This is a genomic window from Butyrivibrio sp. LC3010 (genome assembly GCF_000424385.1).
In the GTDB taxonomy this organism is placed as follows: domain Bacteria; phylum Bacillota; class Clostridia; order Lachnospirales; family Lachnospiraceae; genus Butyrivibrio.
Genome location: NZ_AUJU01000009.1, coordinates 12,097 through 28,537 on the forward strand (window position 1 = coordinate 12,097; position 16,441 = coordinate 28,537).

The following is a 16,441-nucleotide window of genomic DNA, read 5'->3' on the forward strand; positions in this document are numbered from 1 at the left end:
GATAGTTGTTATATATAGGTAAATTATATAGATATGTTAATGGTTATGGGATAGCTGATAATTTATGCTAAATATGATGTTTTGAGCAATTTATTGAGGGGAAAGTATGAAAAAAGGAGAGAAAATAATATGGGGAAGAATCTGAAAATTTGTCTTGTTGGATCATCAGGGGGGCATCTTGCACATCTATATATGCTTAAGAAATATTGGCAGGATAAGGATAGGTTTTGGGTAACATTTGATAAGGAAGATGCAAGGAGTCTATTGGAAGGAGAAAAGATATATCCGGCATATTATCCTTCTAATCGTAGTATTAAGGCGCTAATTATAAACACATTTAGAGCAATCAGGATACTGTTTAAAGAACGTCCCACACTAATTATTACATCCGGTGCAGCACCTGCAATTCCATTTTTTTGGATTGGTAAACTTATTGGTGCTAAGACTGTATATATTGAAGTATTTGATCGAATAGATGCACCTACAATAGCAGGAAGACTTTGTTATCCTGTAACTGATAAGTTTTTTGTAGAATGGGAAGAAATGAAGAAGGTATATCCTAAAGCTATTAACTTGGGATGTATATTTTGATTGAGCTAGGAGTTTACACGAAATGATATTTGTAACAGTTGGAACACATGAGCAACCATTTAATAGGCTTATTGAATATATGGATAAATGGGCAGAAAAAAATGATGAAGAAGTCATTATCCAGACGGGATTTTCAAATTATGAGCCGAAATTTGCTAAATGGAGTAGATTGTTTTCTTTTCAGCAAATGAATAAAAATATGGATAAAGCTCGAATTATAATTACACATGGTGGCCCAAGCTCGTTTATCGCACCGCTTCAAAAAGGCAAGGTTCCAATTGTTGTTCCCAGAAAAAAAGAATTTGATGAGCATGTAAATGATCATCAGCTTACATTCTGTAGAATGATTAGTGATCGAATGAAAAGTATAATCCTCGTAGAAGATGAGAAGCGCTTAGGCGAAATTATACAGGAATATAATCAGATTGTTGGGAAAATGAAGGTTGGTAGAAGCAGTAATAACGATAAATTTATTGAGGGCTTTGAAGAAAATATTAAAGAATTGGTGAGTAGATGAATAAAGTTGGTATATTGTTATACAGCGTAAATGGTGTAAAGTTAATATTTCTATGGGTATAAGTTTTTACTCTTTTTTCAAAAATTAGGATTAATAACACTTGTTGCAATTATGTTTATTATGTGATGTAATGTGTCAATGGTTAGGTGATTTGAAATTGAGGTAAGGATATTATGTATAAGATAAGTGTAGTAATTAGAGTGTATAATGAGCAAAAGCATATTCGTGAAGTATTAGAAAGTTTGAAAAGACAAACGTATTCCAACTTTGAGGTCATTATTTTGGATTCAGAATCTACAGATGATACATTGAAAATTGCTTCAGAATATGATTGTAGGATAGAAAAGATAAAAAAGAAAGATTTTAATTACAGTTATGCTAGTAATGTTTGTGTGGAACTTTCGCAAGGAGATATTATTTGTTTCTTGAGCGGACATTCTGTACCTGTAAAAGATACATTTTTAGAAGACATAAATAGCATGTTTCAAAACTCTTTAATTGGTGCAGGGTATGGTGATGTTATAGCTTTGCCGGATGGTAGTTTGACTGAAAAAGCTTTTAATACATTAGGTTATTTGAAGAATAAGATTTTTAGAAGGAATAATAAAATTAAGCTTGAAAATAAAATACATCCAGGGATTTTTAGTTGTAGTAATGCTTATGCGAGAAGAGAATTATTATTGCAGCATCCGTTTGCGCTAGAACTTGGCGACGGGGGAGAAGATGTTGAGGTAGCATATAGGATAATTGAAGATGGCTTCTATATTGCATCCAATTCTGAATTATTGGTTATGCATTCTCATGGGAAGAAATTCTTAGATTTTTGTAAAGAGTATAAATCTTGGAACAAAATGTATAACAATGTTTTGGATTATATTGAATGTTGTTAATTTTTAGGTTGATATAATGGTGATTAAGCTTCATAGATTATTGTTTTTAATTCTTTTAGTTTCATATTGTTTGACATCTAGCGATACAGCTGAAAATCAGTACTCTAAGATGAAGTATATGGTTTTACTCTTATGCGTCATGTTTGAGTTATTTTCATATTTTAAGCTGGGGTCAGCTAAAAAAAAAATCATGAGAAATGAATACTGTGGATTTATCCCTTTCATATTCATTATTTCTATATATTCTATTTTTAGATCTTTATTGATAAATCATTTTAGCTATAGATCTGTTGAAGAATTAATTTTTCTTGTATTTCCTATGATATATGGATACTTGTGTATAAATAATTGGAGTATAAATACATTATTTTTTAATTTTCAATCAGGCTTAATCTTAACTTTAATTTTTTATATAAGGTCATTAGACTTAAATTTGAAGCAAATTTATGTGGCAATTATTTCTTCGAGTTTTGGAGATTCGTACTCTGAGCTAGAATCTTTTACTTATTGTGGACTAGCTTTAGCTTTTTTTGTGTTCTTTTGTTATTACAATGAGAACAAGGTGTATTTCATATTAAGTGCGCTATTTGTATTAATGACATTTAAGCGGCTATTTATAGTAATGGCCGTTGCTCTGTATGTAATTTCATTATTTGAAAGCTGTAATCGAAGAGTATCAAAAAAAATGTTTTTATTTACTGTAGCAATAATGTTTACAGTAGGGATTTTATATTATTTTGCAGTTATGCCTGATAGTGTTAGTGTAATAGAGAAAAAATTTGACATAGATATGTCTAAACTAACTATGACTAGAAGCGATCGAATGAGGTGGTTATTATCATCTCATTGGATTACATATGGCTTTGGATCTTCTACTGAATTTATGTATAAGTTTTTTGATGGTGCGTTGGAGATGGATTTTGTAAAGATTATTTTAGAGCTTGGCTTTATACCTGCGTTTGTTTTTGTTTATCAATATTTGTTTTTTTCAAAGAAACGGATATATACTTTTTTGTTTATGGTATTTATGGTACTTAATCATATCGTTTCATCAGGTTTGACTAGTACATTTTCTTGGAGTATTTACTTTATTACTATATCTTGCATTTCAATGTATCCAATACATGGTAAAAGATTGAGCTTCAGTTTTTTGGAGGTAAAGAGATAATGCAAAACAGCTTAGTAAGTATAGTCGTACCAGTTTATAATGGAGAAAAACATATTAGAAACTGTATTGAGAGCTTATTGAATCAAACATATAAGAATATTGAGCTAATAATTATCAATGATGGATCACGAGACAATACAGGTGTTGTTTTAAGAAATATCCAAACTGAAGATGAAAGAATACGAATCTTTGATCAGGATAATAAGGGAGTAAGCAACGCACGAAATGTTGGTATTTTGAATGCTAGTGGTGAATACTTATTATTTCTGGATTCAGATGATTGTCTTAAAGAAAACGCTATTGAAGAGTTAATGAAAAGCATTGAGTTTGATACCGACATAGCTATATTTGGTTTTAGTATAATTGGAAATAGTGATAGGAAAAATGATACAAGTATACTAAATTACTTAAAATATAGTAATGCAAATAAGTATAAAGTGTTAGAGACTGTTTTATCTACTAAAAATAATATTTATGGATATGCTTGGAGAGCATTATACTCACTAAAACTATTGAGAACAAATGATTTGCAATTTCCGGATGGCATCAAAATATCTGAAGATTATTTGTTTTTTGTTAAATCAATTAATTTTTCTCGGAAAATTAGTATTATTGATAAAGAATTCTATCAATATCAATTGGGACCTTCATCGATGTCCACTAAGTATATACCTTCATTGTTACATGATATGAATTATGTAAACAATTGGATTTATGAAAATATTATAATGGCAAATCCGAGTTATTCAAACGGATATGATTGTATGGTCGCTAATACATATTTGCGATTTGTACAGAATTCATTTAGAGATACTGGAAGAAGCTTCTCTAAAATATGTCTAGATATAATTAGTAAAAAGAGAGAATATGGTTTTTCTCATTCATTAGCGAAGACAAGAAATAGATATATGGGGTTTGATCTAAAATCATATTTAGGTATCCTTCTATTTGGTTTTCATTTAGATTTACTGTATTTTATTTTATTTAGAATAAAGGTGAAAATGCGTGAAAAAAATAGCAATAGTTACATTTAATGATGCGAATAATTATGGAGCATTCTTGCAAGAGTATGCATTGTTCAATTTTCTTAATAATAACAAATGCGATGTAAAGGTTATTGATTATGAAAATAAGGACTTTTTACAGCAATATAAGTATTCTAATAATTTGATTAAAAGAAAAGGTCTTATAAACAAACTTAAGATACTGTATGACATTATATTTAGGACGGATATATATCTAAAAAAATTACAACGAGAAAGGCTATTTGAACAATGTAAAGCTAAAGAGATTGAGTTTACGAATAAGATAATTGAAGGGCAAAAGATAGAATTAGATTTTGATTACTATGTTGCAGGAAGTGATCAGATTTGGAATGTAAATATTACGGGTCACAATATGTTTTATTTTTTGGATTTTGTAAGAGATAACAATAAAAAAGTAAGTTATTCTGCCAGTTTTGGAAATAATAGATTTAACAGTGATGATTATCAACTGTTTAAAAATTATATATCATGCTTTAAAAGTGTTTTAGTTAGGGAAGAGTCTGGAAAAAAGATGCTGAAAGAGTATTGTAATATAGAGTCATCTGTCACTTTAGACCCGACATTTTTACTAAATACTAGAGATTGGTATGATTTTTCTGAAAAATCCGGTATTGATTATTCTCATAGAAGATATGTACTAGTTTATTTAGTCCTTCGCTCTAATGAAATTTTTGATGCAGCCTATAAATATGCTGAGAAAAATCAATGTGAATTGGTTTTGATTGGGTGTAAAAGTGTCATTAAAAGAAATGGGATTATAAAGAAAGCGCTAAATAACATAGGACCATATGAATTTGTTCACTTGGTTAGATATGCTAAGGCAGTATTTTCAACTTCTTTTCATGGGTCAGCATTGGCCATAAATATGCAAGTGCCTTTTTTTTATTTAATTCCTGATGAAGGAAGAAGACTGCGTCTTTCTGACCTGATGAACGAATTGCATGTTGGAAATAGAGATATTTCTTATGGGGTAGTTTCTGAGAATATTAATTGGGACGAAGTTGCTAAAGCACTTGATGTAAGTAGAAAAAAATCATCAGATCTGTTATTAAAAAGTATAGGATTTTAATAATTGTATGTGAATATTTAATTGATGGAAGAGTTAGAAGAAATTTAGTTCTTTGCATATGTTCAAATTGCTTCGTTTAAGTTGAAAGTTTCTTCAATTTTAGCATTTAAAATTCATTATTTAATAATGGTTTTTTCTGCTTTTGTTCGTTAAAATGTGATGGCGTGATTTAATTGTGCAATAATAGTATTATGAATTCATGCGCCGTAATAATGTTAAAGATAAGGTATATTACTGTTTAGGAGAACCCATGAAATGAATCGTCAGAGAGAGTTGGCAAGAAATACTGCAATATTAACTATAGGAAAAATATGTACTCAATTTGTGAATTTTTTCTTGTTACCATTATATACTTCTGTTTTATCTACATCAGAGTATGGAACATATGATTTGTTATTATCTTATTCTGCCATACTTTTGCCATTAGTTAATTTACAATTAGATCAGGGATTATTTAGATATATACTAGAGTGTAGGGATAATTTAAGGCAGCAAAGTGAAGTGTTTTCAACAATTCTATTATTTAGTACATTGCAGGGAATTGTTTTTATAAGTGTTTTTAAGTTTATATCTTTATATTTTAAGTTGGAAAATGCCACATTTTTAATCATTTATATTATTCTTAGTTTGTATGTTGGGATTCTAATGCAATTTCAGAGAGGTTTGGGCAAAAACGTGTCATACGCAATTGCTTCTTTTGTTTCGGTCACAACAACTACAGCTATGAGTGTCATTACTTTGACAATATTAAGGCTTGGAATAAAAGGGTTATTTATTGCTACAATAATAGCTCAGATAGTAACAATTATTTACCTATTATTCTCGACAAATTGTTGGAAATATATCTCTTATAAAAATGTTAGAGTAAGGATTTTTATAAATGTTTTAAAGTACTCTTTTCCTTTGATTCCAAATGATTTGGCGTGGTGGGTTGTTAATGCTTCAGATAGGGTTATTGTATCGAAAATCCTTGGTGTTGCTGTAAATGGAATTTATGCTGCTGCTAATAAATTCTCTACAATGTTTATAAATTTTTATAATGTATTAAATATGTCTTTGACTGAATCTGTGAGTCTTCACTATCAAGACAAGGACAGGGATACTTATTTTTCAGAAACTATAGGATATTTATTTAATTTCTTTTCATCTGCTGGATATGTATTGATTTCGTTGATGCCATTTTTATATCCATTGTTAATTAATAAGGCTTATAGCGATGGTTATAACCATGTATTTATACTTATGGTGGCAATGCTTTTTAGAGTACTTGTAGGGCTTTATAGTACTATATATATAGCACAGAAAGAAACAAAAAAAGTTGCAATAACATCAGCACTTGCTGCGGGAATTAATATTTTAGTAAATATAGCATTGATTCGAAAATTCCAATTATATGCTGCATCGATTTCAACTTTAGTAGCGTTTGCTGCTATGTTCTTTGTAAGATATTACGATTTAAATAAAAGGATGGAATTATCTGTTAAGAAAGAAATTCTTATAAGGAATATTTTTATGATAGTGGTTCTTTTTGTTTGTTTTTATTCTAGTAATGTTTTACTAAAAATTTTTGCCATTGTATTAAGTGTTCTTTATGCTTTATATACAAATTATGACATAATTAAAACTATCAAACATATTATTGCTAAAAAAGTTCTTGCAACTTGAAGTGTGATTTTATTAACAATAATCTAATTAATTATAATAGAGTGAGTATATTATAGATGAAAAATAAACCAGTATTGTATGTTTATAAGAAAGATTGTTGTGGATGTGCTGCATGTTATTCCATTTGCCCCCGAATGGCTATATCAATGGTTCCTGACGATGAGGGATTTATGTACCCGTCAGTAGATAGTAATCAATGTATATCATGCAATCTTTGTATAAAAGTATGTCCACAAAAGAGGTGACATACTTTTTGTTGAAAATAGTATTTTGAAATTAGCGTGATTAGTATATGTGAGAATAAGGTTAGTCTTATTCTATACGTGATTGATATAAAGACGATGAAATAGTAACCTGGAACAAGTAATAATGTTAGTTTAAAAGAATAATCAATAGAGGCGGGTGTGATTTTTTGTTATGACTTTTGAAAATATCGAATTTAGAGAGCCATTAGTATATGCTGTAAAGCATAAAAATATGGATGTTAGGATGAATTCTAGATCCGGTGGCTTTTTTACTTCAATTTCTGATTTGTTTATTAATGATGGGGGTGTAGTATATGGATGTGTGCTTGATAATAATTTAGATGCAGTTCATATGAGAGCAACTACTCAATTTGAACGTGATAGAATGATGGGTTCAAAGTATATTCAAAGTAATATTGGAGATATGTTTAAGAAGGTTAGATATGACCTTGATTCTGGGAAAAGGGTGTTATTCACTGGTACCTCATGCCAAGTTGCTGGATTATTAAATTATATTGGAGATGATAATTCGAAATTGTTTTGTGTGGATATTGTATGCCATGGTGTTCCGAGTCCGAAAGTATTTCATAATTATATTCAATGGCAAGAAATAAATATGAAAAGTAAGTGCATTGGATTTGATTTTAGAAATAAAAAAGAATTTGGGTGGAACACACATATAGAAACTTTGAACTTTGCTAATGGTAGTAAGGTGAATAGTGAAATATTTAAAAATCTTTTTTATGCTCATCAGTGTATTAGACCATCGTGCTATAGTTGTGCTTATAAGAGTATTTTACATCCAGGAGATATTACTATCGCAGATTACTGGGGGATTGATAAAGCGGCTCCTGGTTTTGACGATAATAAGGGAGTTTCACTTGTGCTTGTTAATAATCGTACTGCAGAAAGACTATTTCATAGTTTGACAGATATAGAGGTTAGGAAGTGTAGAATAGAAGATAGTATGCAACCACCTTTGGAGGCCCCATTTCCAGAACCTGTAAATCGAAGCGAGTTTTGGGATGACTTAAATTGCAGAGATTTTGGGTATGTAGCAGCTAAATATGGAAATAATGATGCTATTCATAAGGCTAAACATATGATAAAAAAACTTTTACGAAAATCATTATATTAAATTGATCTTGTTAAGACAGCTGCTTCCATTCTTTCAATCCATCCTGGCCAGCGGTATTGTGCCCTCTGTCACTATGCACAATCGAGCGCTCACCCTCCTCCAGCGTTTTATAGCACAATCTAGCATAGTGTTAACAAGATCTGCAATAGGTGAGACACCTATTGTCCAAGAAACAGGTAAGCCATCAAAGCAATCTATGATTGGTGAAAGATATACTTTTCCTGCTTGTATAGAGAATTCTGTAATGTCTGTAAGCTACTTTATATTAGGCTTATCTGCACGCAAATCACGTGCCACAACATTCTCTACGGCGGGTGTAATCTTGCCCTGATATGAATTGTATTTTTTGCTTCTTTATGGCTATTACATGTAGCCATTCTTCATTCATAATCCTCCTGATCCTTTTTCAGAAATGGTATCGCCGTTATTTGCTATACCAGCATGAATTCTTCTATAGACATATACATATTTTGAATCAGTAAAGATCTTCTTTACATTTTCTCGTAATTGCAAGTACTTATCAGGTTCCTTCATTACTTTGGCGTAATAGCAATAGCTACTTTTTGAGATGCCATTTTCTTTCATTATATTTCTTTACTGAATTATCGAGGAAGCAATTGACAAAATAGATGAATAGCTATATCTTAAAATCAGAAGTACTAATGGAGAGCAGAAGTAAATGATAACAGAATGGCATGACAAAGAAGCCGAAAAAATATGGAATATGAAATTCTCGACAAAGCTGCCTCATGACATTCAGAAGACAGCGAGAAGAAAGCTTGTAATGATTCACTCAGCTGCAAGCATCAATGATTTGAGAATACCACCTTCAAACCACCTTGAAGAATTAAAAGGTGATCGTGAAGGACAGCATAGTATCAGAATAAATGATCAATATCGAATCTGTTTCTATTGGAATAACGGAAACGTAATCATTGAAGAAATTGGAGATTATCACTAAGGAGGTGGCCTATATGATGGATTTAGAACCCACATCACCAGGAGAAGTATTAGAGGAAGAGTTCCTAAAACCAATGAATGTAACAGCATATAGACTTGCCAAGGAGATACACATTCCTCAATCAAGGATCAGTGATATCATAAGTGGCAAGAGAGGAATAACTGCTGACACTGCTATGAGATTTGCAATGTATTTTGGAACTACTCCGCTGTTTTGGCTTAACATACAAAATCAGTATGATCTCGATATGCTTAAGGTATCAGGTAAGATTGTTGATATGTCAGATATTAGACCTTATAATTTGATGCAAGGCTAAATGGTCCATTTTGGTTACAAAACTTCTAATTTGAGTAAATCTTCGCAATATTCAAGTAGAGACTTAATAATTATGTGTGATAACTTGTATATCAGCGAATACTTTTAATGTCTTTGCTTGGGAGGTTACTAATTGAGAAAGAAATCTATATGGGGACTTATTATGGCTATGGGACTTTTGACAGCTTGTGGAAATGTAAATGCTGAAACAGCAAATGTGCAGGAAGCGGAAACATCTATTATAAGTGAAGCTGAAACTGATAATGCTAAGGAAACAGATAATATTGAAGCTACAGATAATGCTGGAGACACTGATGCAGAAGCTTCAGATGAACCTGATAACAGCAATGCCTATGCTGAGGCAATAGCTCAGGAGACATCTGTTTCAGAGGAAGCTACGGTGAGCGAAGAAGGTAATGATAGCGAGGAGCGCGTACCTACTGCAGAGATTGGTGAACATGTTCTACCTAAATATACGAATCTCAGAACAGATGAAGCAGGAACAATAGAGCATATTTCCTACACAGGGCACAATTATGCCGGAGATGGAAGCGAGATAACAAAGGAAGCTAATGTATATCTTCCTCCGAACTATGATCCTTCAAAGAAGTATAATCTGATGATCCTTTTGCACGGTATAGGCGGTGATGAGGATGAGTGGGGACTTACCAAGAGTACTTCCAGGGTCAAGGCAATAATGGATAATCTTACATATTATGGTGATATCGAGCCCTTTATTGTTGTAACTCCAAATGGAAGAGCCGGAGCAGATACAGATAAGAACACAAAAGCAATCGATTCTTTCTATAAATTTGGCGAAGAATTGAGGAACGATCTCATTCCATACATGGATTCACACTATAGCACTTATGGCGAGTATGATGAGAATGGATATGACCTGTCTGCGGCCCGTGCTCACAGGGCAATAGCAGGACTTTCCATGGGTGGAATGCAGACTATAAATATTGGACTTGATGAGTGCAATGATATGTTTGGATATTTTGGAGCTTTTTCAGCAGCACCCACAAGCTATCCTGCTACGAAAACCGCAGAGATTCTAAAGGATTGCGAATATCCGATTTATTACTTCTATAATATATGTGGTCTTCAGGATAGGATTGCATACCAGAGTTCCTCTGCAGCAGCTAAGAATCTTCCTGCACTTAGCGACAAGTTCACGGAAGGAGAGAACTTTATGTGGCAGGAGATGGATGGAGGTCATGATTTCCATATCTGGTACCAGGGATTCTATAACTTTGCGCAGATCGCTTTTAAATGAAATTTGAAATGTATTTTTGGCAAGGCTAAATGTTTGTAAAAGTCTTAAAAAGCAAAAGAATAATAAAAAAGGCAGTTGTACAGATCGTCTACAGCTGCCTTTTTTATGAAGAGACCCAAATACACAGCACGAATGCAAAAGTTTTATGGCTACTTAGTTCAGATCCAGATTATCTCGTGTGATGTTCTTTAGCCATTTCCGACTTCTGTAGTGATTGATAACCCATGGCCATTTTACAAATTCGTCGGTGCAGAGCAGGAAGTATACCCACATGGGAGGCAGTTTTAGAAGAGCGGCTGCAATGAAGCCCAGCGGTACGGCATAGCACCACATATCGATTGTGTCACAGATAAAGCCAAATCGGCTATCGCCCCCTGCACGGAATACTCCGGCTATGAGGGTCGTATTAACTGCTGCACCCATTACATAGTAGGTATTGATCAAAAGCATTATCTTCAGATAATCTTTTCCTGCAGGTGTGAGATTTGCAAAATTAAGGAATATGGGGATTAACAGGAAAATGATAAATCCTCCGATGGCACCGAAAAGCACAGTAATTTTCATCAATGTCTTTGATGCTTTGTCCGCATCTTCGAGCCTGTTCTCACCAATTATCTGTCCAAGAAGGATTCCACCTGCGCTAGCTACACCGAAGCAAAGGATTGTTCCGAAATTCCTTGCAAGAGAAGTGAAGGAATAAGCTGCTACCACATCTGTTCCAAGGAACTGTCCGATAATTACGGAGTACATTGAAAAAGCAAGCCCCCATGAAATATCATTAAGCATTGCAGGAAGCGCCATTTTAAAGAAGTCCTTGAGAAGCAGATCATTTCTGATAAACATATAGGAGAGCTTAAGCTTGACATCCTTGCTTCTTATTGAAACTATTATGCATAAAATAAGCTCGATCACTCTTGAGATAGAAGTTGCAAGAGCAACTCCGGCAGCACCAAGCTTTGGCGCACCGAAAAGACCGAATATAAATACTGCATTAAGTAATATATTCAGTGAAAATGCTATTGTATTTAATACGGTAGAAATGGAGACTCTTCCGATACTTCTTAATGTTGCAAGATATATCTCAATTACGCCCCAGCAGAGATACGCAACGCTGATATTTCTTAAATAAGTAGCACCTATAGCTATAAGTTCCGGATCCGGTGTAAATACACGCATCATAAGAGTGGGGAAAAACATTGCTGCTGAAGCGAATAAAACTGCTGCAAGTAATGAGAATCTAAGAGCGATTCCCTCCACCACATCTATAGCACGCATGTCACCTTTACCATAGTACTGTGAGCAAAGCATGGTAACCCCGGTGCCAAGTCCGTAAAAGACCATAAAAAGGATGCTTGCATACTGAGCAGCAAGTGAAACTGCAGATATGTGGCTTTGTCCCACATAATTCAGCATGATAACGTCAGCAGAGTTAACTGCCACGCTAAGAAGATTTTGAAAAACTATAGGAATAGTAAGTTTCAAAATCTGAGATCGATAATTCTGTTTTCTGTCTATCATCTTCGTAACCCCTTGTTGTAGCTAAGTTTTTTACACAATTTAATTTGTGCAGAGCACTTAGTGTTTTTCGCGGGCTAAGTGCAAACTTGCTGTATTTATAATGATAACATATAGGCTGCTGATTTTCCTCAGAAATTGATTTATAGCAGCAAATCGAAGCAAATGATCTTAGGAGTTTCCCGAGGCTGATGTTTAGCCAATTTATAAAGTTTATAGGTTGTAAATAATGAAGTTTTAGGGCATATTCACCTTGACTTTTTTTATGCTCATCGTTAAACTAGTTTGCAGAGCGTTGAAGATGTGGGGCATACCCCCAAGATGTTCTGTTTTCCTATTTCAGAGAGACAGGTCACTGGCTGAGAGCCTGTCAGGTAAAGACAGTACGGAAATTTCGCATTGGAGCTACAACTGAAGATTTGAAATGAGAGTCTGCTATTTTTGGCAGGAATCAGGGTGGTACCGCGGATTATATTCGTCCCTTACATCTTTGCGATGTAGGGGACTTTTCATTTTAGGAGGTAGAAATGATAAAAGAGCAGTTAGACAAAATCAGGGAAAGTGCACTTAAGCAGATAGGCGATACTGAAGGCCTTGATATGCTGAATGATATCCGTGTTAATTTTCTTGGTAAAAAAGGTGAGCTTACCGGTATCCTTAAGAGCATGAAGGATGTGGCACCTGAGGACAGACCTAAGGTTGGTCAGATGGTGAACGAGGTTCGTGAAGAGATTGAGAAGAGTCTTGAGAACACGAAGAAGCGTCTTGAGGCAGCCGTAAGAGAGGCTAAGCTTGCAAGTGAGACAATTGACGTAACTCTTCCTGCAAAGAAGAACAATGTCGGACATCGTCATCCCAATACCATTACTCTTGAGGATGTTGAGAATGTCTTCATTGGAATGGGTTATGAAGTAGCAGAAGGTCCTGAGGTAGAGAAGGACTATTACAATTTTGAAGCACTTAATATTCCTGCAGATCACCCTGCAAAGGATGAGCAGGATACATTTTATATCAGCGGAGACTTACTTCTTCGTACACAGACTTCATCTACACAGGTTCATGAGATGGAGAAGGGCAAGCTTCCTATTAAAATGATAGCTCCCGGCCGTGTATTCAGAGCAGACGAAGTTGATGCTACACACAGCCCCAGCTTCCATCAGATTGAAGGTCTTGTAATTGATAAGGACATCACATTTGCTGATCTTAAGGGAACTCTTGCTGAGTTTGCAAAAGAGATCTTTGGCGAGGATGTTAAGGTTAAATTCAGACCTCATCATTTCCCGTTCACAGAGCCTTCAGCAGAAATGGATGTCAGCTGCTTCAAGTGTGGTGGTAAGGGATGCCGTTTCTGTAAAGGTGAGGGTTGGATAGAGATCCTTGGTTGCGGAATGGTTCATCCTCATGTACTTGAGATGAGTGGCATTGATCCTAATGAATACACAGGCTTTGCATTCGGTCTTGGTCTTGAGCGTATTGCAGTACTTAAGTATGAGATTGATGACATGCGCCTTTTGTATGAGAACGACATCAGATTCTTAGAGCAGTTCTAATATATAAAATCGGATATAAACTATCATTTTTAGAGGAGAATAAAAGTGGACGCTAATTTAAATTGGATAAAAGCATATGTACCGGACTTAAATGTAAGCGATCAGGAGTTTCTTGATGCACTCACTCTTTCCGGAACAAAGGGCGAAAGTTTTCATCGCCTTGATAAAAACCTTGATAAAATAGTTGTTGGTCAGATTGACAAGATTGAGCCCCATCCGGACGCTGATAAGCTTGTTATCTGCCAGGTTAACATCGGTTCAGAGATGATACAAATCGTCACTGGTGCCAAGAATATGAAGGAAGGAGATAAGGTTCCCGTTGTTCTTGATGGCGGAAGAGTTGCAGGCGGTCATGACGGAAGCCCGAATCCTGAAGATGGTATCAAAATCAAAGCCGGAAAGCTTCGCGGAATTCCCAGCCAGGGAATGATGTGCTCAATCGAAGAGCTCGGTTCATCCAAAGATTTTTATCCCGATGCACCGGAGGATGGACTTTACATTCTTCCTGAAGATACAGAGGTTGGCGCTGATGCGGTAGATATTCTTGGTCTTCATGACACTGTTTTCGAGTTCGAAGTAACAAGTAACAGAGTAGACTGCTACAGCATCCTTGGTATTGCCAGAGAGGCAGCTGCTACATTTAAGCTTCCTTTTAAGGCTCCTGAGGTGAAAGTAGAGGAGACTTCTGAAAAGGCATCAGATTACATTTCTGTTGAGATTAAGGATAAGGATCTTTGCAGCCGTTATTGCGCAAGAGTAGTGACAGATGTTAAGGTTGAGCCTTCACCTGAGTGGATGCAGAGAAGACTTGCAGCTAATGGTGTAAGACCTATAAACAACATAGTTGATATCACAAACTATGTAATGCTTGAGTATGGTCAGCCTATGCACGCATTTGATCTTTCAACAATCGCAGGTAATAAGATTGTTGTTAAACGTGCTAAGGATGGCGAGAAGTTCGTGACACTTGACGGTCAGGAGAGAACGCTTGACAGTGAAGTTATCATGATCTGTGATGGAGAAAAAGAAGTTGCCATTGGTGGTATAATGGGCGGTGAAAACTCCATGATCACAGAGTCAGCTAAGACTGTTCTTTTTGAAGCAGCAACCTTCAATGGACCTAACATCCGTAAGAGCTCCAAGAGAGTCGGACTTCGTACAGATGCATCAGGCTTCTTTGAAAAAGGACTTGATCCTAACAACGCAGAGGACGCTATAAACCGTGCATGCCAGCTTATTAATGAACTTGGCTGTGGTAAGGTTACTTCAGGTATTGTTGAAGAAAAGTCACCTATCAAGCCTCTTAACAGAATTAAGTTTGAGCCTGACAGAATTAATAAGCTACTCGGAACAGATATTGATACACCGACAATGCTTGATATTTTCGCAAGAGAAGAGCTTACATATGATGAAGCTTCTAACGAGATTATTATCCCGAGCTTCAGACAGGATCTGATCGGTATGTGCGATATCGCTGAGGAAGTAGCAAGATTCTATGGATATGATAAGATTCCTATGACACTTCCTAAGAATGCACCTACTACAGGTAAGCTTACATTCAAGATGACAGTTGAGAAGACAGCAAGAGAAGTTGCTCAGTTCTGCGGATTTTCACAGGCTTATGGCTACTCTTTTGAAAGTCCCAAGGTATTTGATAAATTACTTTTACCTGAAGATGCTCCCGAGAGAAAAGCTATAAAGATTTCCAATCCTCTTGGTGAAGATTTCTCAATTATGAGAACTATTCCGCTTAACGTTATTCTTACAAGCCTTGCTACAAACTACAAGCGCAGAAATAAGGATGTTAAGCTTTATGAGATAGCAAACGTTTATCTTGCAAAGGAGCTTCCTTTAACTGAGCTTCCTGATGAGAGATCACAGTTCGTACTTGGATTCTATGGAGAAGGTGACTTCTTCACAATGAAGGGTGCTGTTGAAGAATTCCTTGCTCAGATCGGAATGGATAACGATCTTGAATATGATGCAAAGGCAGGTAAGGTATTCCTTCATCCCGGACGCCAGGCTCAGATTTCATTCAAGGGCGAAGTTATAGGTTACCTTGGTGAAGTACATCCTGAAGTACTCGATAATTATGGAATCGGAACAAGAGCTTACATTGCAGTTCTTGATCTTCCTGCAATCGTGCCTCATGCAAATTATAACCGTGTATACACAGGAATCGCTAAGTTCCCTGCAGTTACACGTGATATCAGTATGGTTGTTCCTACAGAGGTTACAGCCGGTGAGATTGAGAAGATGATCAGGCAGCGCGGTGGTAAGAAGCTTGAAAAGCTCGAACTGTTCGACATCTATGAAGGTTCTCAGATTGATAAGGGCTTTAAGTCTATGGCTTATTCACTTGCATTCAGAGACAAGGAAAAGACTCTTGCTGATGACGAAGTAAACGGCGCTATGAAGAAGATTTTAAATGGCCTTGAAAGCATGAATATTTCTCTTAGAAGTTAATTATTCAGCATATGTTTTTTGAGCTG

The 16,441-nt window shown here is 35.1% G+C and carries 16 protein-coding genes; 14 read left to right on the forward strand and 2 right to left on the reverse strand.

Annotated features, from left to right (window positions below; translation table 11 throughout):
- The first annotated feature begins 129 nt into the window (after window positions 1–129).
- The 9 genes from pssD to G622_RS0108200 all read left to right on the forward strand — a co-directional run bounded on the left by pssD (window position 130) and on the right by G622_RS0108200 (window position 8,329).
- A complete protein-coding gene (gene pssD, locus G622_RS0108165; protein WP_330363587.1) occupies window positions 130–591 on the forward strand; it encodes a PssD/Cps14F family polysaccharide biosynthesis glycosyltransferase in 462 nt (153 codons plus the stop codon).
- 22 nt (window positions 592–613) lie between these two features.
- On the forward strand, window positions 614–1,108 hold the full coding sequence (locus G622_RS0108170) for a glycosyltransferase (RefSeq protein WP_026510306.1): 495 nt from the start codon (window positions 614–616) through the stop codon (window positions 1,106–1,108).
- A 173-nt stretch (window positions 1,109–1,281) separates the two neighbouring features.
- Entirely contained in the window at window positions 1,282–1,998 is a 717-nt protein-coding gene (locus G622_RS24510; RefSeq protein ID WP_026510307.1) for a glycosyltransferase, read from the forward strand.
- Between the two features lie 685 nt (window positions 1,999–2,683).
- Window positions 2,684–3,166 carry a hypothetical protein gene (locus G622_RS25685; RefSeq protein WP_155831436.1) on the forward strand — a complete coding sequence of 161 codons (483 nt, stop codon included), beginning with the start codon at window positions 2,684–2,686 and terminating at the stop codon, window positions 3,164–3,166.
- Window positions 3,166–4,200, forward strand: a complete 1,035-nt coding sequence (locus G622_RS0108185; RefSeq protein ID WP_026510309.1) for a glycosyltransferase family 2 protein — start codon at window positions 3,166–3,168, stop codon at window positions 4,198–4,200. Before G622_RS25685 ends, G622_RS0108185 begins: the two co-directional genes overlap by 1 nt.
- Window positions 4,172–5,281 carry a polysaccharide pyruvyl transferase family protein gene (locus G622_RS0108190; protein WP_026510310.1) on the forward strand — a complete coding sequence of 370 codons (1,110 nt, stop codon included), beginning with the start codon at window positions 4,172–4,174 and terminating at the stop codon, window positions 5,279–5,281. Before G622_RS0108185 ends, G622_RS0108190 begins: the two co-directional genes overlap by 29 nt.
- A 255-nt stretch (window positions 5,282–5,536) precedes the next feature.
- Window positions 5,537–6,946, forward strand: coding sequence for a lipopolysaccharide biosynthesis protein (locus tag G622_RS0108195; RefSeq protein WP_026510311.1), 1,410 nt, complete (start codon window positions 5,537–5,539; stop codon window positions 6,944–6,946).
- A 56-nt stretch (window positions 6,947–7,002) separates the two neighbouring features.
- Entirely contained in the window at window positions 7,003–7,191 is a 189-nt protein-coding gene (locus G622_RS27005; protein ID WP_081675238.1) for a 4Fe-4S binding protein, read from the forward strand.
- Window positions 7,192–7,363: 172 nt separating this feature from the next.
- The gene (locus tag G622_RS0108200; protein ID WP_044957370.1) at window positions 7,364–8,329 is read left to right on the forward strand and encodes a Coenzyme F420 hydrogenase/dehydrogenase, beta subunit C-terminal domain; all 966 of its coding nucleotides are present in this window, start codon (window positions 7,364–7,366) and stop codon (window positions 8,327–8,329) included.
- A gap of 384 nt (window positions 8,330–8,713) precedes the next feature.
- Here G622_RS0108200 and G622_RS24515 read toward each other — a convergent pair whose 3' ends face one another.
- On the reverse strand, window positions 8,714–8,914 hold the full coding sequence (locus G622_RS24515; RefSeq protein ID WP_026510313.1) for a hypothetical protein: 201 nt from the start codon (window positions 8,912–8,914) through the stop codon (window positions 8,714–8,716).
- A 94-nt stretch (window positions 8,915–9,008) separates the two neighbouring features.
- Here G622_RS24515 and G622_RS0108215 point away from each other — a divergent pair, with 94 nt between their 5' ends.
- The 3 genes from G622_RS0108215 (at window position 9,009) to G622_RS24520 (ending at window position 10,884) form a co-directional block, all read left to right on the forward strand.
- The gene (locus tag G622_RS0108215; RefSeq protein WP_026510314.1) at window positions 9,009–9,290 is read left to right on the forward strand and encodes a type II toxin-antitoxin system RelE/ParE family toxin; all 282 of its coding nucleotides are present in this window, start codon (window positions 9,009–9,011) and stop codon (window positions 9,288–9,290) included.
- Between the two features lie 13 nt (window positions 9,291–9,303).
- Complete coding sequence (locus G622_RS0108220; protein WP_026510315.1) at window positions 9,304–9,606, forward strand: HigA family addiction module antitoxin; 303 nt, start codon at window positions 9,304–9,306, stop codon at window positions 9,604–9,606.
- A gap of 132 nt (window positions 9,607–9,738) precedes the next feature.
- Complete coding sequence (locus tag G622_RS24520; RefSeq protein WP_026510316.1) at window positions 9,739–10,884, forward strand: alpha/beta hydrolase; 1,146 nt, start codon at window positions 9,739–9,741, stop codon at window positions 10,882–10,884.
- Between the two features lie 153 nt (window positions 10,885–11,037).
- Here G622_RS24520 and G622_RS0108230 read toward each other — a convergent pair whose 3' ends face one another.
- A complete protein-coding gene (locus G622_RS0108230) occupies window positions 11,038–12,402 on the reverse strand; it encodes an MATE family efflux transporter (RefSeq protein ID WP_026510317.1) in 1,365 nt (454 codons plus the stop codon).
- Window positions 12,403–12,929: 527 nt separating this feature from the next.
- Here G622_RS0108230 and pheS point away from each other — a divergent pair.
- Both pheS and pheT read left to right on the forward strand, forming a co-directional pair.
- Entirely contained in the window at window positions 12,930–13,949 is a 1,020-nt protein-coding gene (pheS, locus tag G622_RS0108235; RefSeq protein ID WP_026510318.1) for a phenylalanine--tRNA ligase subunit alpha, read from the forward strand.
- A gap of 45 nt (window positions 13,950–13,994) precedes the next feature.
- Window positions 13,995–16,415 (forward strand): phenylalanine--tRNA ligase subunit beta, encoded by a 2,421-nt coding sequence (gene pheT, locus G622_RS0108240; protein WP_026510319.1) that lies wholly within the window; start codon window positions 13,995–13,997, stop codon window positions 16,413–16,415.
- The last annotated feature ends 26 nt before the right edge of the window (window positions 16,416–16,441 follow it).